The sequence below is a fragment of the Pseudomonas alvandae genome (assembly GCF_019141525.1).
Lineage (GTDB): Bacteria > Pseudomonadota > Gammaproteobacteria > Pseudomonadales > Pseudomonadaceae > Aquipseudomonas > Aquipseudomonas alvandae.
In genome coordinates, this window is the sequence record NZ_CP077080.1 from 568,266 (window position 1) to 588,798 (window position 20,533).

Below are 20,533 nucleotides of genomic sequence, written 5' to 3' on the forward strand. Positions count from 1 at the left end.
GAGCAGGATGCGCCTGTGGTTACAGACGCATTATGCCTAGGCTTGTCCGGCAAGGCACTGTCGCAAAGCGCTTCGCCAGTCTGGCTGGCTCACCCTCCATTCCCGGAGCAGGCGCGTGCAATCGAGCCGCGAATTCAGCGGGCGCGGTGCCGGTGTCGGGTACTCGCTGGAGGGGATTGGCTCAAGCACGGCGCAAGGTTTGTGCTGCTCCACCAGGTTTTCACCGATGGCCTGGGCGAAGCCGAACCATGACGTCTGGCCCTGGGCCGTCAGATGATAAGTGCCCCAGGCTCCGCACTGTCCGGCCTGCCAGCGCTCTATCAACTTTGCGGTGCTGTCGGCAATGGTACCGGCCCAGGTCGGTGCGCCGATCTGATCGGCCACCACCCGCAGGTGGGGTTTTTCTTGGAGCAGGCGTTGCATGGTCAGCAGGAAGTTACGCCCCGCATTGGAATACACCCAACTGGTGCGCAGGATCAGATGCTGCCCGCCAGCCTCGCGGATGACCTCTTCGCCCGCCAGTTTGCTGCGACCGTAGACGCTCAGGGGGTTGGGCGCATCGTCTTCGGTGTAGGGCTCGGGCTTGCGACCGTCAAAGACATAGTCGGTGGAGTAGTGAAACAGTGGAACGCCCAGCCCAAGCGCCGCCCGGGCGAGCACGCCCGGTGCCGTGGCGTTGATGGCAAACGCCCGCTCCGCTTCGCTTTCGGCCTGGTCGACGGCGGTGTGGGCGGCGGCATTGATGATCAGGTCGGGCCGCAATGCATCGATAGGCGCGCGGATGTCATCCGTGCGCGCCATGTCGAGCTGGCTACTGCCCAGCACGATCAATTCGCCCACGGCCGCGAGGCGCTTTTGCAAGGCCTGGGAGACCTGGCCGTTCTGGCCGATGATCAGGATGCGCAAGGAGGAATTCATGGGAACAGGTCGGCCTCGCGAAGGGCGCTGCCGGCCTGATCCTTGGCGGACAGGATCGGCGCGCCCTGCAGTTCCCAGTCGATCGCCAGTTCCGGATCGTCCCAGCGAATGCAGCGTTCGGCTGATGGGGCGTAGTAATCGGTGGTCTTGTAGAGAAAATCGGCTGACTCGCTCAGCACCACGAATCCATGGGCGAATCCTGGTGGAATCCACAGCTGCCGATGGTTCTGTCCCGACAGGCGTACGCTTGTCCACTGGCCGAAAGTCGGGGAGCTGCGGCGAATGTCCACCGCAACGTCCAGGACCTCACCTTCGGTGACGCGCACCAGTTTCCCCTGGGAATGTTCGATCTGGTAATGCAGGCCGCGCAGCACGCCCTTGGCGGAACGCGAATGATTGTCCTGGACGAACTGCACCACGCGGCCAGTGGCCTCGGCGAACGCCTGGGCGTTGAAGCTTTCATAGAAAAAGCCGCGTTCGTCGCCGAAGACCTTCGGCTCGATGATCAGGACGTCCGGCAGGCGCGTGGCGATGACGTTCAACGTGTCTCTCCGGCGATCTTGAACAGGTACTGGCCGTAACCGGTCTTGCCAAAATATTGGGCGCGCGCAAGAACGTGCTCTCGACTGACCCAACCCTGCTGGTAAGCGATTTCTTCCAGGCACGCGACCTTCAAGCCCTGTCGATGCTCAATGGTCTGTACGTATTGCGAGGCCTCCAGCAGGCTGTCATGGGTACCGGTATCCAGCCAGGCAAAACCACGTCCAAACCGCTCGACATGCAAATCTCCGCGTTGCAGGTAAGCGTTGTTGACGTCGGTAATCTCCAGTTCGCCTCGTTTGGACGGCTTGATGGTCTTGGCGATCTGTATGACATCGTTGTCATAGAAATACAGGCCGGTCACCGCATAGCTGGACTTGGGCTCGGTGGGTTTTTCTTCGATGGAAACGGCGCATCCTTCAGGGTCGAAGTCGATCACGCCGAAACGCTCGGGGTCCTTGACCCAATAACCGAACACCGTCGCACCGCGCTCGCGATTTACGGCGGTCTGCAACTGCTCGCCGAAATGCTGGCCGTGAAAGATGTTGTCGCCGAGGATCAAGCACACCGGGTCGCTGCCAATGAATTGCTCGCCAATCAGGAATGCCTGGGCCAGTCCGTCGGGGGCGGGCTGTTCGGCGTAGCTGAAATGCACGCCGAACTGAGAACCATCGCCCAGCAGGTTGCGATATTGCGGCAAGTCCAGTGGGGTGGAGATGATCAGGATTTCCTTGATGCCAGCGAGCATCAGCACCGAGATTGGATAATAGATCATCGGTTTGTCGTAGATCGGCAGCAGTTGTTTCGAAACCCCGAGGGTAATCGGGTGCAGCCGCGTACCGGAACCGCCGGCCAGAACAATGCCTTTCATCATGCAATCGTATCCTTGTTGTCGAGTGAGCCCAGGCGCTCGCCCTGATAACTGCCATCCTGGACGCGCCGGCACCACGACAGGTTTTCGAGGTACCACTGCACGGTCTTGCGCAGTCCGCTCTCGAAGGTTTCCGATGGTGTCCAGCCCAGCTCCCGTTCGATCTTGCCGGCATCGATGGCGTAGCGCAGGTCGTGGCCGGGACGATCCTTGACGAAGGTGATCAGGTCGGCGTAGTGCTCGACGCCCGCGGGCTTGTGCGGCGCCAGCTCTTCAAGGAGTGCACAGATGTTGCGCACCACGTCGATGTTCTTTTGTTCATTGTGGCCGCCGATGTTGTAGGTCTCACCGACCACCCCTTCGGTGACGACTTTGAGCAGCGCCCGCGCGTGGTCCTCGACGAACAGCCAGTCGCGCACTTGCAGCCCATCGCCATACACCGGCAGCGGTTTACCGGCCAGGGCGTTGAGGATCACCAGCGGAATCAGCTTTTCGGGGAAGTGAAAGGGTCCGTAGTTATTCGAGCAGTTGGTCAGCAGCACGGGCAGGCCATACGTACGTTGCCAGGCGCGGACCAGATGGTCGGACGCCGCCTTGCTGGCCGAATACGGCGAGCTTGGGGCGTAGGCGGTGGTTTCGGTGAACAGGTCATCCACGCCATGCAGGTCGCCATACACTTCGTCGGTGGAAATGTGGTGGAAGCGAAACGCCCGCTTTTGCGGTTCGGCCAGGGTTTGCCAATAGGCACGGGTGGCTTCCAGCAGGCTGTAGGTGCCGACGATATTGGTCTGGATGAAATCCGCCGGACCGTCGATGGAGCGGTCCACATGGGATTCTGCGGCCAGGTGCATGATGGCGTCAGGTTTGAATCGCCCCAGCACCGCGCTGATCGTCGGTTGGTCGACGATGTCGGCCTGCACGAACTCGTAGCGGCTATCGTGATCGATGCTGCTCAGCGACTCCAGGTTGCCAGCGTAGGTCAGTTTGTCGAGGTTCAGGACCTGATGGTCAGTATGGCCAATCAAATGTCGTATTAAAGCCGAGCCGATGAAGCCGGCGCCGCCGGTAATGAGAATGCGCATCCGGTTAAGCCTTTTTTCGATAAGACGATACAGCGATGGAGCATAGCTTGTCGGCATGACGAAGAGGGTGCAAGCGAATATCCGCAAGGAGCGCGTCATGGCAGGCGGGCTATCGGCGGAGCAAAAAGAAGGGGTTGCTAATTCCCCCGACTCAATGGCGTGATAGGCATCCAAAACAAAACCACACAGGGGTCGTTGTATGCCGCTCGCTACGTTGGTTCACCGTGCCAGTTTGCCAAGCCCACAGATCAGCGCCGAACAGGCGTTGGTGCTGTTGCGCTTGAATTACGGACTCAGCGGCGACCTGCGACCCCTCGGCAGCCACCAGGACCTCAACTACCGCGTAGATAGCGAGCGCGGCCGGTATGTGCTGAAGATTTGCCATGGTGACTACGCCATCCAGGAACTCCAGGCCCAGCATGCGGCCTTGAAGGCGCTGGCCGGGCACGGCGCGGTGAAGGTGCCAGCGGTTATCGCGGCCAGCAGTGGCGAGGATCTGTTGACGCTTGAAGTCGCCGGACAAACGGTCCATGTACGCCTGCTGGAATACATCGACGGCCAATCCCTGACCCAGCTCAAGCACTTGACCCCGGACCTGGTAACCGGGTTGGGACGGCTGTGTGCGGAGATGAACCTGGCCCTTGCCACCTTCGATCATCCGGGCCTGGAGCGCACCCTGCAATGGGATGCGCGCCATGCCCCGGCGTTGATCGACCACCTGCTGCCTGTCATCCAGGATGACCAGCGGCGCCAATTGATCGCCGACGTCGCGCAACAGGCCGAACGACGCTTGCAGCCACTCAAGGCCAGCCTGTCAATACAGGCGATCCACATGGACATCACGGATGACAACGTGGTCTGGCAGCGCGACGCCCAGCGCCAGTGGCAGATGCAGGGCGTGATTGATTTTGGCGACTTGATCCGCACCTGGCGCATCACCGACCTGTCGGTGACCTGTGCAGCGCTGCTGCACCATGCCGATGGCGATCCGTTTTTCATCCTGCCCGCGATCAAGGCCTATCACTCGACCAATCCGTTGCTGCGCGAAGAACTCCTGGCGCTCTGGCCGTTGATCGTGGCCCGCGCCGCTGTGCTGGTACTCAGCGGTGAACAACAAGTCGCGATCGACCCGGACAACCAATACTCCCGTGACAATCTTGAACATGAGTGGGAAATCTTCAACGTCGCCCGTTCCGTGCCGCTTGAGCTGATGGAGACGGCGATTCTCACTGCCGCCGGCCATAGCCTGCCGCCCGTTGCCAACGAGGGCTTCGCGCCGCTGTTGCCGACGCTGGTGGGGCGCGACTTTGCCTTGATCGATCTCGGCGTCCTCAGCCCGCATTTCGAGGCCGGTAACTGGGAGCAGGCGGGAATCGACCAACGCCTGTTGAGCGAAGCCGCCGCCGTACACGGTCTGGCGGCCAGCCGTTACGGCCAGTACCGCTTATCCCGCACCCAGCCAGACAACGCCGTCGAGCCCGATACTTATCCGCTGCATGTCGAATTGCACGTACCGCAAGGCGCACCACTGGAGTCACCCTTCGCCGGCGTGGTGCACAAGGGCGTCGATGGCCTGCTGCGGCTCGATGGCCCGCAGTTGAGCGTGTGCCTGTGGGGCGTGGCATCGTCGTTGCTGCCCGGGGCCGCGCTGGTCAAGGGGCAGGTGATCGGCGAAGTGACCGGGCCGTTGCGGGTCCAACTGTGCCGGGGCGCGCATTTGAATCCCCCGCTGTTCTGCTCGCCGTCGCGGGCGCAAGCGTGGCAAGCGCTATGCCCGTCCCCCGCGGCCCTGCTGGGGCTGGCGTGTGATGCCGAGCCGGAAATCGATCCCGAGGCGCTGCTGGCCCGTCGCGATGCGAGTTTTGCCCGTTCGCAGAAGCACTACTACGTCGATCCACCGCGCATCGAGCGCGGCTGGCGCAACCACCTGATCGACATGCAAGGCCGCTCCTACCTCGACATGCTCAACAACGTCGCGGTGCTGGGCCATGGTCATCCGCGCATGGCGGCGGTAGCGGCGCGGCAGTGGTCGCTGCTCAATACCAACTCGCGCTTCCACTACGCGGCGATCGCCGAGTTCTCCGAACGTCTGTTGGCGCTGGCGCCGTCGAACATGGATCGCGTGTTCCTGGTCAACAGCGGCACCGAGGCCAACGACCTGGCGATCCGCCTGGCCTGGGCCTACAGCGGCGGGCGCGACATGCTCAGCGTGCTGGAGGCGTACCACGGCTGGTCGGTGGCGGCAGACGCGGTCTCGACGTCCATCGCCGACAATCCAAAGGCCCTCAGCAGTCGTCCGGATTGGGTGCATCCGGTCACGGCGCCGAACACGTATCGCGGTGAATTCCGTGGGGCCGACAGTGCGCCGGACTACGTGCGCAGCGTCGAACACAACCTGGCGAAAATCGCCGAGCAGAAACGCCAGCTCGCCGGCTTCATCTGCGAACCGGTATACGGCAACGCCGGTGGCATCGCGCTGCCGCCGGGGTATCTTAAACAGGTCTACGCCATGGTGCGCGAGCGTGGTGGCGTCTGCATCGCCGACGAGGTGCAGGTTGGCTACGGGCGCATGGGCGAGTTTTTCTGGGGCTTCGAAGAGCAAGGCGTGGTGCCGGACATCATCACCATGGCCAAGGGCATGGGCAACGGCCAGCCGTTGGGTGCCGTCATCACCCGCCGGGAGATCGCCGAGGCGCTGGAAGCCGAAGGGTATTTCTTCTCGTCTGCCGGCGGCAGTCCGGTCAGCTGCCAGATCGGCATGGCCGTGCTGGATGTCATGGAGGAAGAAAACCTCTGGGAAAACGCCCGGGTGGTCGGCGGACATTTCAAGGCCCGACTGGAAGCCTTGATCGACCAGTATCCGTTGGTCGGAGCGGTGCATGGTTCGGGCTTCTACCTGGGCGTGGAGCTGATCCGCAACCGCGACACCCTGGAGCCGGCCACCGAAGAAACCACGGCGCTGTGCAATCGCTTGAGGGAGCTGGGCATTTTCATGCAACCGACCGGTGATTACTTGAACGTCCTCAAGATCAAGCCGCCGATGGTCACCAGCCGTCAAAGTGTGGATTTCTTCGTCGATATGCTGGCGAAGGTATTGGAGGAGGGGTTGTAGCCAATCTGACACGCCACGCTGTTCCCCTGTGGGAGCGAGCTTGCTCGCGATGAGCGGTTCAAGGCCGATAGTGATTTGGTTGGCCTACCGCTATCGCGAGCAAGCTCGCTCCCACAGGTTTTTCGGTGCTCTTAAAGTCGATTTTTGTCGGGATTTTAAGTCTTGATTATAGGGTTTTTGATTTTATTTCCTTTAAAAGCCGATTTTTATCGGCTATAAAGACGCCTCTGTCCATCGCCCAGGAGATGATTCATGAGTCGTATCGTTACCGTAGCCGCTACTCAAATGGCCTGCTCCTGGGATCTCGAAGCCAATATCGAGACCGCCGAGAAGCTGGTTCGCCAAGCGGCCGTCCAAGGCGCGCAGGTCATCCTGATCCAGGAGTTGTTCGAGACGCCATACTTCTGCCAGAAGCCGAACCCGGACTACTTGCAGCTGGCGACTTCGGTTGACGACAACGTTGCCATCAAGCATTTCCAGAAAGTCGCCGAAGAATTGCAAGTCGTGTTGCCCATCAGTTTTTTTGAACTGGCCGGTCGTGCGCGCTTCAACAGTATTGCGATCATCGATGCCGACGGGCGGAACCTGGGCGTCTATCGCAAGAGCCACATTCCGGACGGTCCTGGCTACCATGAAAAGTACTACTTCAATCCTGGCGATACCGGTTTCAAAGTGTGGAATACCCGCTACGCAAAAATTGGCGTAGGCATCTGCTGGGACCAGTGGTTTCCGGAATGCGCCCGCAGCATGGCGCTGCAAGGCGCGGAAATCCTGCTGTACCCGACCGCCATCGGCAGTGAGCCGCACGACAAGACCATCTCGTCGCGTGACCACTGGCAACGCGTTCAACAAGGCCATGCGGGCGCCAACCTGATGCCGCTGGTGGCGAGCAATCGCATCGGCAATGAAGAGCAGGATGGCTACGACATCACATTCTACGGCTCGTCGTTCATCGCCAATCAGTTCGGTGAAAAAGTCCAGGAACTGAACGAAACCGAAGAAGGTGTGCTAGTACACAGCTTTGACCTCGACGAGCTGGAACACATTCGCAGTGCCTGGGGCACTTTCCGTGATCGGCGGCCGAACCTGTACGGCGCGATCAAAACCCTCGACGGCTCATTGGAGTCCTGATTGATGACAACTTTGCATAGCACTCCGCGCGCGGACGGTTTCCACATGCCTGCCGAGTGGGCGACCCAGAGCCAGGTCTGGATGATCTGGCCCGAGCGCCCGGACAACTGGCGCCTGGGCGGCAAGCCCGCGCAGGCCGCCCATGTAGCGGTGGCCAAGGCCATCGCCCGCTTCGAACCGGTGACCGTGGCGGTGTCCGCAGCCCAATATGAAAACGCCCGGGCGCGCCTCGATGTGCCGAATATCCGCCTGGTAGAAATGTCCAGCGACGACGCGTGGGTCCGCGATACGGGCCCGACGTTTGTCATCAACGACAACGGTGAAATACGCGGTGTCGATTGGGATTTCAACGCCTGGGGTGGTTTCGACGGTGGCCTGTATTCGCCGTGGAACCGCGATTCGCAAGTGGCCGGCAAGATCCTGGAAATCGAGCGTAGCCCGCGTTACCGCACCGAAGGTTTCGTGCTCGAAGGCGGCTCGATCCATGTCGACGGTGAAGGCACCGTGATCACCACCGAGGAATGCCTGCTAAACCGCAATCGCAACCCGCACATGAGCCGCGAAGAGATCGAGGCCGTACTCGGCGCTCAATTGGCTGTGGATAAAGTCATCTGGCTGCCGGACGGTCTGTTCAATGACGAAACCGACGGTCATGTGGATAACTTCTGCTGCTACGTGCGCCCGGGTGAAGTGTTGCTCGCCTGGACCGACGATCCGCAGGACCCGAACTACGCCCGTTGCCAAGCGGCCATGAATGTCCTGCAAAACAGCACCGACGCCAAGGGCCGCCCGTTCACGGTGCATAAAATGCCGATCCCCGGGCCGTTGTATGCCACCGAAGAAGAATGTGCCGGCGTGGACGCGGTAGAAGGTTCCCAGGAGCGCAATCCGAGCGTGCGACTGGCGGGCTCCTATGTGAACTTCCTGATCGTCAACGGCGGCATTATCGCGCCGAGTTTCGACGACCCGCTGGACGCTACGGCCAGGGAGATCCTGCAGACGCTGTTTCCGCAGCATGAAGTCGTCATGGTGCCGGGACGGGAACTGTTACTGGGGGGCGGAAACATCCATTGCCTTACCCAACAACAACCGGCGCCGCGCATGAAATGAGTGGCTATGTAACAGCCTGGTGATATCAATCGCAGCGGCCCGGTGCCGCTGTTTTTGGATCCATGCAGAGCAAGCCCGCGCCCCAATTGGAGCGCGGGCTTTTTTGTGTCTGGCTTGTTGCCGACGTGATGACATTGGCATAGCTCTTGTATCGGCATACAGGCGGTTCTGAAGAGAGGAGCTGCGTTGTTTTGTCATAAACCTCGGATAAATTGGCCGCTCATCAACCAGGAGGGCGCTGGAATGAACATGATAAGCGAGCGCACATGCCATCCTTTGGCCGTTAATGGTGAGTCGCTCCAAGCCGTGGCGCAGTGGTTGAAGTCCAATGGAACGCGTCAGATCAGAGAGCCTGATCCGCGCCGGACGATCATGGAGCGCTACCCCGCTGGCCTGTTCAGCGAGGCGGAAATGGAAGCGTTGTGGGATGTGATGCAAGGATAGAATTCAACGGATTGATCAAGGCGCTGCTCGAAAGGGCGGCGTTTTTTTATGCCTGTGAATTTCCCACGGATTCGACCGATCCACGAAACAGACTGAACACCATTCCGGCGTTTTTCCGCGCGGTCCTCCAAGGCTAACCTGCCGCTACAGAAACCAAAGCCTCGGCGGAAGTCTTCATGACCCAACTTCACTATATCTATGATCCACTGTGCGGCTGGTGCTACGGCGCCAAGCCGCTGATCCAGGCCGCCAGGACAGTATTGCCGGTTATTGCCCATGGCGGCGGCATGATGACCGGCGCTAATCGCCAGAAAGTCTCCGCCCAGTTGCGCAATTACGTGATGCCCCATGACCGGAGAATCGCTGAATACACCGGGCAGCCGTTTGGCGAGGCTTATTTCGAGGGGCTTTTGCGGGACGAGGAGGCGGTCTTCGACTCTGCGCCTCCGACTGCGGCGGTTCTTGCGGCTGAACAGCTCGAGGGCCGAGGCCTGGCGTTATTGGAGCGCTTGCAAACGGCCCATTACGTTGAAGGCCGGCGAATAGCTGACGAAACGGTGCTGTTGGCATTGGCCAACTCCATCGGCTTCGAGGCCGAGGCATTCCGGCGTTCATTCATCGAAGTCGATGTGCAAGCGCATTTCGTTACAAGCCGGGCCTTGTTGGCCAAGGTTGGCGGGCAGGGTTTCCCGACGCTCGCCCTGGAGCGGGACGGCCGGCTGACGCTGATCGATATCGGTCCCTGGCTGGGCAAGCCCGAGGCGTTCGCCCAATGGCTGAAGCAAGCCACGCCATTGCACGATTCTGCACCCGCAGCGGTCTGTGGCTTGGACGGTTGTTCAAACTGATCTGTTCTTAGACGTTTTTCGCCTAATCACAGATGATTCACGAAATTGACACAGGGTTCATGGCGCGACTAGGATTCGTCCACGCCTGTGGCCAACAGCCATGACTCTTAAATAATAAAAGGGCCCGACACGATCATCGTGGGCGGGCCTTTTCATTATTTTCAGGAGCAAGAGTCCGAATAAAGAGCGCAAAAGCGCCATTCCGGTTGCCGGTTGCAGTGCGAATCAACCCGTATAAGGAAAATAATCATGTTGAACAAGCGCATCAGTTTGATCGCACTGGGGATATTGAGCGCCACACACGCCATGGCCAACGACCAGGCTGAGTCCAAGGGCTTCGTTGAAGACAGCAGCTTGAAAGTGCTGTTGCGCAACGCCTACATCAGCCGTGACTACAAGGACGGTAACGAGGACAAGGCCGAATGGGGCCAGGCGGCCATCGGTACGTTCTCGTCCGGCTTCACCCAAGGCACGGTGGGCGTGGGTGTGGATGCATTCGGCTTGTATGCGTTGCGTCTGGACGGTGGCAAAGGACGCACGGGTGCGCAAGGCATCGATTTCTTCAAGAAAGGCGACAGCGGCAATGCGGCCGATGACCTGTCCAAGTTCGGTGCCGCGGTGAAGTTCCGCGTCTCCAACACCGTACTGGCCTACGGCGACCAGATGCCGGCGCTGCCCGTATTGAGTTATGACAACGGACGCCTGCTGCCGGAAAGCTACACCGGCACGCTGATCACTTCCAAGGAAATCAAAGGACTCGAACTGAACGCCGGCCGCTTCACCGCCGAGTCGCGGAAAAGCGCCGAAGGCCGTGACAGCGGTGGCTTGAAGTCGATCAACGTCCTGGGCGGCAGCTATCAATTCACCGAACAGTTCAAGGCTTCGCTCTACGCCTCCGACGTCGAGGACGTGCTGAAGAAACAATACGTGAACGCCAACTACGTATTCCCGCTGGCCAAGGACCAATCCCTGACCCTGGACTTCAACGGCTATCGCACCAAGCTGGATAACAGCTACGTGCGGGAAAACAACGTCACCGGCGACGACAACAAGATCTGGAGCCTGGCGGCCACCTTCGCCACCGGTCCGCACAGCTTCACGCTCGCCCACCAGCGCAGTACCGGCGACAGCAACCTCGGCTACGCCTACGGCGGCTACCAACGGGATCAGAATCGTGTCGGCGATGGCGGCAATACCATCTACCTGGCCAACTCCTACTGGTCGGACTTCAACGCCGAAGACGAACGCAGCTGGCAGTTGGGCTACGGCCTGGACTTCACCACCTTCGGCGTCCCGGGCCTGACCTATAACGTGGCCTACGTGCGCGGCGACAACATCACCACCTCCACCAGCGAAGGCGGTACCGAGCGCGAAATCTTCAACCAGTTCAAATACGTCGTCCAGGGCGGCCCGGCCAAGGACCTGAGCGTGCGCTTGCGCAGTTCGGTGTTGCGTGTGTCGCAGAAGTCCAGTGAGTACAACGTCAGCGGTAATGAGCTGCGGGTGTTTGTGGATTATCCGATTGATGTTTTTTGATGGGTGATGGGGTTTAAAAGCCTTCCATGGAACCCCGGCATGGCGATTGGCCGGGGTTTTTTATTGTGGGTTTCGCCGTTCTGCGAATAGTTGTTCATACTGCGATAGAGCGGCTTTCCAATTTTTGAGCAGGTAGTCTTTGGAGCCTTCCGTGCCATCCGATGCTGGCATGTAGCGGATCAATGGTGCTAGCTCCTCTGGATAGTTGAAGTCCGAATATAATATTTCTAGTTCTTCATAAATGTTGTTGTATAGATGTTTATTGTCAAATAAAAAAGAAAGGGACAGGAATAGCCAGGGTTCGGTTGTGTTTGTCGTTTTTTCTTTGCTTTGGCTCGCCAGGGTGCTTAGCAGTTGATGTATGAGGTGCTGGTTTTCTATCGGAGTAACCGCAATTTCATATGCCTCTTTAGGGTGTGTGATCGTCAAGCTGCAGCAGATGTAATCTGAAATTTCCTTTTCATCTATATAGTTTTGTTCGAGTCCATATAGAAGATCGCTCCAGCTTAACCAAGGCGCTAGCTTATAGATGTAATGGCCGTCGAGAGACAAAGAATGCATCGTTTTATCACACTTTGATGGGCGAAGGGCAATGATTTCTTCGGGAGCTATATTTCGATTGCAATATTGATTTCATTCGTTATATAGCTCGTTGTGATACCAATATGTCTCGTGTGGTTGGTTTGTTGTGTGATTTGCCCAGGATTTAATCCTTTTGCCGTTGAGTGAGGCCTTTTGTGCGCATTGTCTAGGCCAGTGGTTAGTCCAGCGGGTAGTCGCACGTCCACGGAGGCGTAAATAGTTGCGGGTCGACTCCTTTGTTCGTTAGGAAAACATTTATTTCCTCTTCTGTATCCATTGTTTGGCTATATATAATGGTCACGTTACTGGTGTCGATACCGTCATTGATTTCAAGAGTTGATTTTGGAATTGTAAATTCAATTGCGACATACCTCGATCCTTTAGCATTCTCCAAAAATTCGTAGTAACGGTGCCAAGGAAACCTGTTGTCGAAATTTAAATGATAAACCGCATAGATAGCGATCCATTTCCTTAAACTTTCATCTGATGATGGCAGCTCCTGTGCAATTTCGATGTACGATTTTGCTTCTAAGCCCCACCATACCTTTCTGGAAATATGGTTTTTTTTGTTGTTTGATTTGGTGGTGGTTTCATTTTCAATCATGTGCGTTATCCATTTGGGGGGTTAAGTTAAGGTTGGCTAATTGCTATAAGGGGTAGTCGCACCTCCATGGAGGTGTAAATAGCTGTAGGTCTACTCCTTTGTGTGTAAGGAAATCATTTATTTCCTCTTCTGTGTCCATTGTTTGGCTATATGTAATTGTCACGTCACGGTCGTCGACACCGTCGTTGATTTCAAAAGTTAATTTTGGAATTGTAAATTCAATTGCGACATATCTCGAACCTTGAGCGTTCTCCAAAAAATCGTAGTAGCTGTCGCCAGGGAATCTGTCGTCGAAATTTAAATGATAAACCGCATAGATAGCGCTCCATTTTCTTGATTTTTCATCTGGTGATGGCAACTCCTGTGCAATTCTGGTGTACGATTTTGCTTCCAAGCCCCACCATACTTTTCTGGGAATGAGTTCTTGATCGTTTATGTTCATTGATGCGCCTGATATAGAGATTACTTCATTATGTTTTTGTAAGCCGAGGGGCTACATAGCAGAAAATGTTTGGTTTTTAGTTCTATAAGTTAAGTGTCGTTGAAGGCTTGAAGTAAAAGGCTATCTTGTTGTTTGGTTGTCTTGACGGTTAGCTTATTATTTGTTGGGGTGTCAATGATTTTTTAAGATTTCATTCGATGGTCACTATTCGGAGTAGTCATTGTGATAGGCCTTTATGTTGGAGATGTACACGCCTCTCGCCGTACATTTCGTTATGCACTTGTCTAAAGTATTTAAGTGGATTTCGTGATCTGTTTTGTTCTTTTCAATGGATATGCAGATGGGGCCGGAAAAATTAAATTCGTTGATGGTAATTGAGTTGACCTGGTCAAGTAGTAGTTCGAATTCAAATTCATTGTACCCTTTGTCGGTCCATTTAGAGGGGCAGTGGTCGGGCTCTATTGGGCTGTTTAATTTTAATCTCATTGATTGGTTTTCAAAAATCGCATAAGAGATGTTGATGTTTTTTGGTGTGTGGTTTTTTCCAAATACATAGATCCACTGTGCATTGTTTTTAATGTTATATGGCCACATGGCTTACTTCTCGCTGAATGTTATCTGGCGAATGCGCTTCCTGTACTGTTGCGCTATATGGGTGTGGCTTTACTGGTATACACGCAATCGTGATCATCCATGTAGGTGAGGAAGTTTAAATTTTTACTGGTGATCCAGAATGGATATCCGGTGGTTTCACTCAATAATGTCGTCAAGTCGCGTGAGGTTTCGAACTCCCATCCGTGAGTTTTTGTGTCTTGTACTATTAGTATGGGGGCTTGTATATGAATTATCTTGTCGATTTTGTTCCAGAAAGCAGGGTCATACGTTTTTTTAGGGGCTCTCAGATTTGTCGGGTCGAGGGTTTTTGTCCCAAAAACCAAGAACGATTCTATTAATTTCAATGTTAATTTTTCGACAGCCTGAGTGCTTAATTTTTTGTGCGGTAGAAAATTGGTTTTGATTGCAATATCGATTTCGTTCGCTATATAGCTCATTGTGATGCCCATATGTCTGGGGTGATTGGTTTGTTATATGATATGTCCAGGATTTTAACCTCTTGCTGTTGAATGAAGCTTTTTGTCTCATCGTCTAGGCTGGTGGTTAGTCCAATGGGTAATCGCATGTCCACGGAGGTGTAAATAGTTGCTGGTCCACTCCTTTGCTCGTTAGGAAATCATTTATTTCCTCTTCGCTATCCATTGTTTGACTATATGTAATGGTTGTGTCGTTGGCGCCAATGCTATCTCTAGTCTCAAGTAGTATTTTTTCAATTGTGAATTCAACGACTAAATATTTTGAGCCTCTAGCCTTTTCCAGAAAGCTGTAATAGCGTCTGCCAGGCAGTCTATTATTAAAATTTAGGTGATAAATTGCATAAATAGCTATCCATCTTCGCAAGCTATTATCTGGCGATGGCAATTCTTGTGCGATTTCGGTATACGACTTTGCTTCTAAACCCCACCATACTTTTTTTGGAACATTTACCTTAATCATTTTTGGTTCTCGTATGGGTTTTGCCAATAGATTCTTATAGCTTCGCCTTTTGTTGGGTGAAGTTGTAAGTGTGGATGATCGCCATGTGGGTCGGCAGGGTCATGATTTGCCATTGTTACTTTCCTGGTTTTTATATTCGAAATCGGTGTGTCGTCCCAATGGTAATAGTTCTCTGGCTCTTTTGTTTTTCTGAAATGCTTTTTTGCTGTTGCTGAATTAAATTCTTCGGCGTTTCTGTATCCGTCGCCTACATATCTACCTAAAAAAATCTCTTCTGCTTCCGCACGGCTCTTTACGGTGACAGAGATTTCACCTCTATCCAGAGCTTCAGAAGCTCTCCTTACACTAGGGCTTGACCACTTGATATCTGGAAGCGGCGGTTCCCCGGTGTCAACTCTGGCTCTCTTCTCAGGAGAGGTCGATTTCTCCTGATCTCCATCAGGAGGACACCCATCCAACCCCAACGGATCCACCCAGCCCGTCGGGTTGCGCACATACAGGTAGGCATTCAACCCACCTGCCAGCTTTATCGGATCCGCCGTCAAATACCGCCCCGTCTCCGGATTGTAGTACCGGTGCCGGTTGTAATGCAGACCACTTTCCCGGTCGTGATATTGCCCCTGGAAGCGCAGCGGTTGTTCCAGGCGCTTGCCGTCGCCGTGTCGGAGTTCGGTGAGTTTGCCGTAGCCGTTGTAGCGCGCGGCCCAGACGATTTCGCCCTGGTGGCTGGTCAGTTCCTGGGGCGTGCCGAGGTGGTCGTTGTGGTAGTGGAACGGCGTGGCGTTTTGTGGGCCTTCGCCTTCGAGCAGGGCCAATGGGCGGAAGGTGCCGGGTTCGTAGACGTAGCTTTGGTAGTGGCGGTCGCTGCTTTCGGCGATGACTTGATCGCCTTGCCAGATAAATTCCGTGGTCTGGCCGGCCACGGTCTTTTCGATGCGTCGGCCGAAGGCATCGTAGCGGTAGGACGTTTCGTTGCCGTCCGGGCTGGTGACGCCGATGAGGCGGTGTTGGCTGTCGTAGCGGTAGTGCGTGACGAGGCACTGGGTTTTGCCGCGGCGTTCGCGGATGAGGTTGCCGTAGGCGTCGTAGTCGTAGTGACGGTCGCCCTCCATGAGCAAGCGGTTTGCCTTGAGGGTGGTCGGGCCGGGGCGGTCTTGCAGCAACAGGTTGCCGGCTGGGTCGTGGGCGAAGCGTTCGGAGCCTTGGCTGTGGGCATGGTCGATGCGGACCAGGCGATCTTGCGCGTCGTACTGGTAGCTGCGGCGGTTTCGATTGTCAGAAAGGGCGGCGAGGTTGCCGTTGGCGCTGTAGGAGTAATCGCGCCAGAACAATTGGTGCTGCTCGGTCTGCCACACGGTTTGGGCCTTGAGGCGACCTTGCTCGTCGTAGCGATAGTCGCTGAGCAGCAGGCCTTGCTGGCGTTGGGTTTCTCGGCCGCCCTTAAAGCGGTGTTCGGTCAGGCAGGTGCCGTTGAGGTCGATGGCGATCAGCGCGCCGCCGCGGGCGTGGCGGTAGTCGAGGGTGCTGCGGTCGGGCAGGCGACAGTGGATCAGGCGACCAACGCTGTCGTAGCGATAACGCAGGGTGGCCCAGCCCTGGTGTTCGGCGACTAAACGGTCTTGGGCGTCGTACTCGTAGGCCAGCGGCCAATGGCCGTCGTCGACGCTGACCAAGCGTCCAAGGGCGTCGTAGCAGTAATCGACCGCCTCGCCATCTGGCAAGGTCTTGCGCAGCAGGCGACCGGCGCTGTCGCGCTGATAGGCGGTGATCAGTTGGCTGCCATCGGCGCCGAACTCGGTCTTTTCCAGCAGGTGACCGTTGAGGTCGTAGGCATAGCCGGTGCGCTGGCCGTCGAAGCCGGTTTCCTGTCGGATCAGTCCGTTGGGCGTGTAGTCCAGCCGATAGTGTTCGCCGGATTCGTTCTCGATTTCCGTCAGCAACAGCCGCGCCGAGTCGTAGCGATATTTGAGTTCGCTGCCGTCGGGGTTGAGCCGACGGCTGATCAGGTGCAAATCGTCGGCGTATTCGTAGCGGGTGGTGCGGCCCAGTTCGTCCCGTTCGGCGATGACCTTGCCGTAGGCGTTGTAGCGCCAGGTGCGGGTGGCGCCACCGGGCAAGGTGGTTTGCAGCAAACGGCCCACGGCGTCCCATTGGTAATGGGTGATGGCGCCATGTTCGTCCTGGCGGCTGGCCTGCCGGCCGAGCGTGTCGTAGGTGTATAGAAGCTGACTGCCGTCGGGCAGGCCTTCTTCAACCAGTTGACCGAGGTTGTTCCAAGCCAATGAGTGAGCGCTACCGTCGGGGTGGCTGATGAGCCTCAGGCGCCCCTGGTCACTGTAGTGGTAGTAGGTAATGTTTCCGTCAGGATCGATCTGCCGGGTTATATCGCCCTGCCGATTGCGGCGGTATTTCCAGCTGGCTTTGCCGCGATGTACATCGCTCACGAAGCCGTTGATGTGTTCGTAGACGACCGCTTCGTCTTCCGGCGGGATGACGGCTGTCAGCAAACCGTCCTCGTCGTAGCGGTATTCGGTCACGGCGCCCAGCGGATCTTTTTCTGCTATCAGCTGGCCCTTTTCGTTATAGGCCTTTCGATGTTGCGCGCCGTCCGGATCGGTCTTGCTGATGAGCCGGGCCTTGTCGTCGTGGGTGTAGATCTCTTCACTGCCGTCGCCATGGGTAACGGTGACGCTGCCCTTATCGTCCCAGGCATACCTCGCATGCATTTGCGAGAAGCTGGCCCAGTGACGAACGCAACGGGCCTGCTTCCCTTCGTTTTCCCACTCCCAGAAAAAGCTCGCGCCACCGGCTAGTTGTCGTTCGATGATGACGTGTTGCTCGTCGTACCGATAACGCTCGGTCTCCCCGCTGGCGTTGGTCGCCTCGACCAGACGATGCTGGGCGTCATAGTGGTAGGTGACCAGCGTCTGGACGGTCGTCCAGCACCGTTCCTGCATGCTCTGCGCATTAAGGTGTTGGTAATCGACCGCGACGATGCGACTGCCGTCGTAGCGTAGGAGCAGCCCGCGCCCGGCACCGTTGTCCAGGCGTTTGATCTGCCCAAGCCCGTCGCGGGTAACGCGCAGCCGATTGCCATAGCTATCGCTGATGGCAACCAAGCTCGCGCCATCGTTGTGCAAATGAAAGTGATAGAACGAGGGCCGTTGCCCGGCTTGAGCCACGATCAGCTCGTTGGGAGCGTCACCCAGGTAAATAGCCGCACGGGACAGACTGTTGCTAATCGCTGGACGCTGCTTGGTCGGACGCGGGAAGCGGATGGATCGATTCTCGTGATCGGTCCAAACGACTTCGTCACCGATGATTTCAAGCCGATGGGCCAGTGCGTGGCTCCAGCCGTAACCCAGGCCGCAGTCGATTTCCGCTGCGCTGGTTCGGTACAGGCGAGTCCACTCGAACGGCAGCAGGCCATCGAGCTGGCCATCGTTGAGCGTCAACAACTCTTCGCCGGTCACCATCGAGACCGGGCATTTGTCGGTGCAGGTACGGGCGGCGGGCTCGGCGCTCTTGCCGGTCGGCGTCGTCGCCTGCTTCGAAGCATCGTCGACCGTCTTGCCAGCGGCGATCCTGGCGTTCCTCTTGCCATCGATGCGCAGCTCGACCGCGCCTTTTTTCATGGGCGCCGCCGTGCCCCGCACCGCTACTGGGATGTACTTGGCGACGTACCCCATGAAGCCGTCGATGATGGCAAACACTGACTCTACGAAACCGATCACCGCCTTGAGGATGATTTCCCCATATTTCTTCAACCGTGCCGCGAGATAAACGACTCCGGTACCCTCGGCAACCACCGTCAGGACAATTGCCAACACGATGTCGATCACGATTCCCATGACCGCAGCGGTGGTCATCCTTGCGGCATCGCCGGCCATTTGCATCGGCGGCAGGCTTGCCAACCAGATCAGCGCACAACGCATCATCAGGAAGAGCGCAGCCTCGTCGCTGGCCAGCAGCATGGCCTTTTTCATGACCTCGGGTGTTTGCCTGGCGACTTCTATGAGCCGATCGGCCCCTTCGCCCAGTTCAACCATGAACTTCGCCGGGTTTTTCAGCATTTCCAGCACCAGGCTGATGCCGTCCCACACACCCTTTATGGCTTCCCAGCCGCCTTCGAGGATGCCGCTGCCCACCGCCAGGGCCGTGCCGGACAAAGACAGGCTCGACCATTGCTGCCTGTTCCCCGCCGGGCCTTCCCATTTATTGCGCAGGAATTTTTCCAGCTCGCCCGTCAGCCCGTCATAAGTGCTGAACAACGCGTCGATCTGGGCAGGCGTGACGTTGCTGTGCACGCGTATCTGGTAGTACTTGCCGGGTACACCGTCGGTCCAGCTGGCCTTTCCCTGGGCGTCGAGTCTGATTTTGCTGGTGGCCCCACTCTCCACATCGATGATTTCAACGTCGATATCGCCGATCGGGATGTCGTAGACCGACTCGAATTTGCTTTCGATCAGCAACGGCCCCTTCAGCGGACACCGCGCTACATTCGAGTTGAATTCGCCGTCAGTCATGGCCACGGTTTTTTGGCCGTCACCGACCTTGATGACCCGCTCCATGCCCATCAGAGAAGGCAAGTCATTGAGTCTGCTGACGTCATCGGCCCACTGCGAATACCAGGCTCGGGTCTGCTCTTGATAGCGCTTCAAACTGTCCTTGAAGGCCGCAAGTTCCTCATCGACGAAAGCAATGTGATCCGTTGCGGACATCAACATTGCTCCAGGATCAGCTCGCTCAGCAGGGTTGCCTGCAGCGCTTCCTGAACCTTTGCACGGCGTACGCAGCGGCTGACTTTCAATCTCAGATTGTCCGTGGGCCAAGCGCTATAAAGATCCAGGCGCTCCTCCTCAAGCCACTGCATCAGGCCGTCCACCCGTGCCGAGGGGTTCTGCTCCGCCAGTGCGTCCGACAGCTCCTTCGGCACCTCCCACCACGGCCAATCCTTGACCGCCGGAACCTTTCTCGCAGGGTTTTCCAAGCATTTGCCGTTGATCAAATAACGCTCAAACACCGGCAACATATCCCCGGCGGCTTCACCGAGGTGTTCGAGGATCGGATGGATGAAGCGCCCATCCCAGAACCGGAAAAAGACCTCGCTGCCGTCCGGCATCTTCACTTGCGTGAGGCTGCGCAGGTGCGCCAACACTTCTTCCGGATCACACCGGGAAACGGCCAGCCAGCCCCAGTCGAGGCTGTCGGTTTCGGCAATCCAGGACAGGAATGCCGAGCCGGGGTCGAGTTCGGTCACGTAGGGCATCACGGCTTGCCAGGTGGCGTAGGGGGTGTCGCTCCAGACGGGTTGCAACGGATGGAGCGGGACCGAAGTGCGAAGGGCTTGCAGCGCATCGGCCTCGCTTGCCGCACTGATGATCAGATAAAGGTGCTCGTTTTCCTGCAATGGCTGTTGCGCCAGCCATGTCCTGGGGTCGAGTGGAATGAACGTCGGGGTGGCCATTGGGCTCTCCTTGCCGAAGGTGCGAGGCCGGGGATTGCCCCGGTGAGGGCCGCACATCTATCAAGGAATGAGCCAGGTTTCAGGAAGGCCCGTGAACAGCCGGGCTGAAGCGTTTTTTGGATGTTTGAAGGCAAGTCGTGCGGGGCGAAAACGTCTAACAAATTGCGCAGTGCTGCGTCACTTCTTGCGCAGTTAGGACAAAAACGAAATTCGCCGTCGCTCACTGCAAAAATGACGTCGCAAACGCGTCTTTCCGTGCAAAAAAGTCGTACTGACGAAACTTTTTGTACCGTTT

At 57.0% G+C, this 20,533-nt stretch carries 17 protein-coding genes; 6 read left to right on the forward strand and 11 right to left on the reverse strand.

What is annotated here, in order from left to right; translation table 11 throughout:
* Nucleotides 1-36: 36 nt before the first annotated feature.
* The 4 genes from rfbD to rfbB are packed head-to-tail and all read right to left on the reverse strand — an operon-like array spanning nt 37 to nt 3,411.
* The gene (gene rfbD / locus KSS97_RS02480) at nt 37-918 is read right to left on the reverse strand and encodes a dTDP-4-dehydrorhamnose reductase (RefSeq protein ID WP_030141528.1); all 882 of its coding nucleotides are present in this window, start codon (nt 916-918) and stop codon (nt 37-39) included.
* Nucleotides 915-1,460, reverse strand: a complete 546-nt coding sequence (gene rfbC / locus KSS97_RS02485; protein WP_030141527.1) for a dTDP-4-dehydrorhamnose 3,5-epimerase — start codon at nt 1,458-1,460, stop codon at nt 915-917. The genes rfbD and rfbC overlap by 4 nt, the downstream gene beginning before the upstream one ends.
* Complete coding sequence (rfbA, locus tag KSS97_RS02490) at nt 1,457-2,332, reverse strand: glucose-1-phosphate thymidylyltransferase RfbA (RefSeq protein WP_217860996.1); 876 nt, start codon at nt 2,330-2,332, stop codon at nt 1,457-1,459. The genes rfbC and rfbA overlap by 4 nt, the downstream gene beginning before the upstream one ends.
* Nucleotides 2,329-3,411, reverse strand: coding sequence for a dTDP-glucose 4,6-dehydratase (gene rfbB, locus KSS97_RS02495; RefSeq protein WP_030141525.1), 1,083 nt, complete (start codon nt 3,409-3,411; stop codon nt 2,329-2,331). Before rfbB ends, rfbA begins: the two co-directional genes overlap by 4 nt.
* Before the next feature lie 199 nt (nt 3,412-3,610).
* Between rfbB and KSS97_RS02500 the strand changes: the two genes are divergently transcribed.
* The 6 genes from KSS97_RS02500 (at nt 3,611) to KSS97_RS02525 (ending at nt 11,592) form a co-directional block, all read left to right on the forward strand.
* Nucleotides 3,611-6,523 (forward strand): aminotransferase, encoded by a 2,913-nt coding sequence (locus tag KSS97_RS02500; RefSeq protein ID WP_217860998.1) that lies wholly within the window; start codon nt 3,611-3,613, stop codon nt 6,521-6,523.
* Between the two features lie 252 nt (nt 6,524-6,775).
* Nucleotides 6,776-7,654 (forward strand): N-carbamoylputrescine amidase, encoded by an 879-nt coding sequence (gene aguB, locus KSS97_RS02505; protein ID WP_217860999.1) that lies wholly within the window; start codon nt 6,776-6,778, stop codon nt 7,652-7,654.
* Nucleotides 7,655-7,657: 3 nt separating this feature from the next.
* A complete protein-coding gene (gene aguA, locus KSS97_RS02510; protein ID WP_217861001.1) occupies nt 7,658-8,764 on the forward strand; it encodes an agmatine deiminase in 1,107 nt (368 codons plus the stop codon).
* A 243-nt stretch (nt 8,765-9,007) separates the two neighbouring features.
* Nucleotides 9,008-9,208 carry a hypothetical protein gene (locus KSS97_RS02515; RefSeq protein WP_030141521.1) on the forward strand — a complete coding sequence of 67 codons (201 nt, stop codon included), beginning with the start codon at nt 9,008-9,010 and terminating at the stop codon, nt 9,206-9,208.
* Nucleotides 9,209-9,384: 176 nt separating this feature from the next.
* Nucleotides 9,385-10,056, forward strand: a complete 672-nt coding sequence (locus tag KSS97_RS02520; protein WP_217861003.1) for a DsbA family protein — start codon at nt 9,385-9,387, stop codon at nt 10,054-10,056.
* Between the two features lie 249 nt (nt 10,057-10,305).
* Nucleotides 10,306-11,592 (forward strand): OprD family porin, encoded by a 1,287-nt coding sequence (locus KSS97_RS02525; RefSeq protein ID WP_217861012.1) that lies wholly within the window; start codon nt 10,306-10,308, stop codon nt 11,590-11,592.
* A 60-nt stretch (nt 11,593-11,652) separates the two neighbouring features.
* Here KSS97_RS02525 and KSS97_RS02530 read toward each other — a convergent pair whose 3' ends face one another.
* The 7 genes from KSS97_RS02530 to KSS97_RS02560 all read right to left on the reverse strand — a co-directional run bounded on the left by KSS97_RS02530 (nt 11,653) and on the right by KSS97_RS02560 (nt 20,238).
* On the reverse strand, nt 11,653-12,144 hold the full coding sequence (locus KSS97_RS02530) for a DUF2247 family protein (RefSeq protein WP_217861014.1): 492 nt from the start codon (nt 12,142-12,144) through the stop codon (nt 11,653-11,655).
* A gap of 208 nt (nt 12,145-12,352) precedes the next feature.
* Entirely contained in the window at nt 12,353-12,778 is a 426-nt protein-coding gene (locus KSS97_RS02535; protein WP_217861016.1) for a hypothetical protein, read from the reverse strand.
* Nucleotides 12,779-12,821: 43 nt separating this feature from the next.
* Nucleotides 12,822-13,220 (reverse strand): hypothetical protein, encoded by a 399-nt coding sequence (locus KSS97_RS02540; RefSeq protein WP_225936082.1) that lies wholly within the window; start codon nt 13,218-13,220, stop codon nt 12,822-12,824.
* A gap of 204 nt (nt 13,221-13,424) precedes the next feature.
* A complete protein-coding gene (locus KSS97_RS28605) occupies nt 13,425-13,814 on the reverse strand; it encodes an Imm50 family immunity protein (protein ID WP_217861018.1) in 390 nt (129 codons plus the stop codon).
* A gap of 564 nt (nt 13,815-14,378) precedes the next feature.
* Nucleotides 14,379-14,771, reverse strand: coding sequence for a hypothetical protein (locus KSS97_RS02550; RefSeq protein ID WP_217861020.1), 393 nt, complete (start codon nt 14,769-14,771; stop codon nt 14,379-14,381).
* Nucleotides 14,768-19,492, reverse strand: a complete 4,725-nt coding sequence (locus KSS97_RS02555) for an RHS repeat-associated core domain-containing protein (protein ID WP_217861022.1) — start codon at nt 19,490-19,492, stop codon at nt 14,768-14,770. Before KSS97_RS02555 ends, KSS97_RS02550 begins: the two co-directional genes overlap by 4 nt.
* Nucleotides 19,492-20,238, reverse strand: coding sequence for a DUF4123 domain-containing protein (locus KSS97_RS02560; RefSeq protein ID WP_198797066.1), 747 nt, complete (start codon nt 20,236-20,238; stop codon nt 19,492-19,494). Before KSS97_RS02560 ends, KSS97_RS02555 begins: the two co-directional genes overlap by 1 nt.
* Nucleotides 20,239-20,533 lie beyond the last annotated feature (295 nt).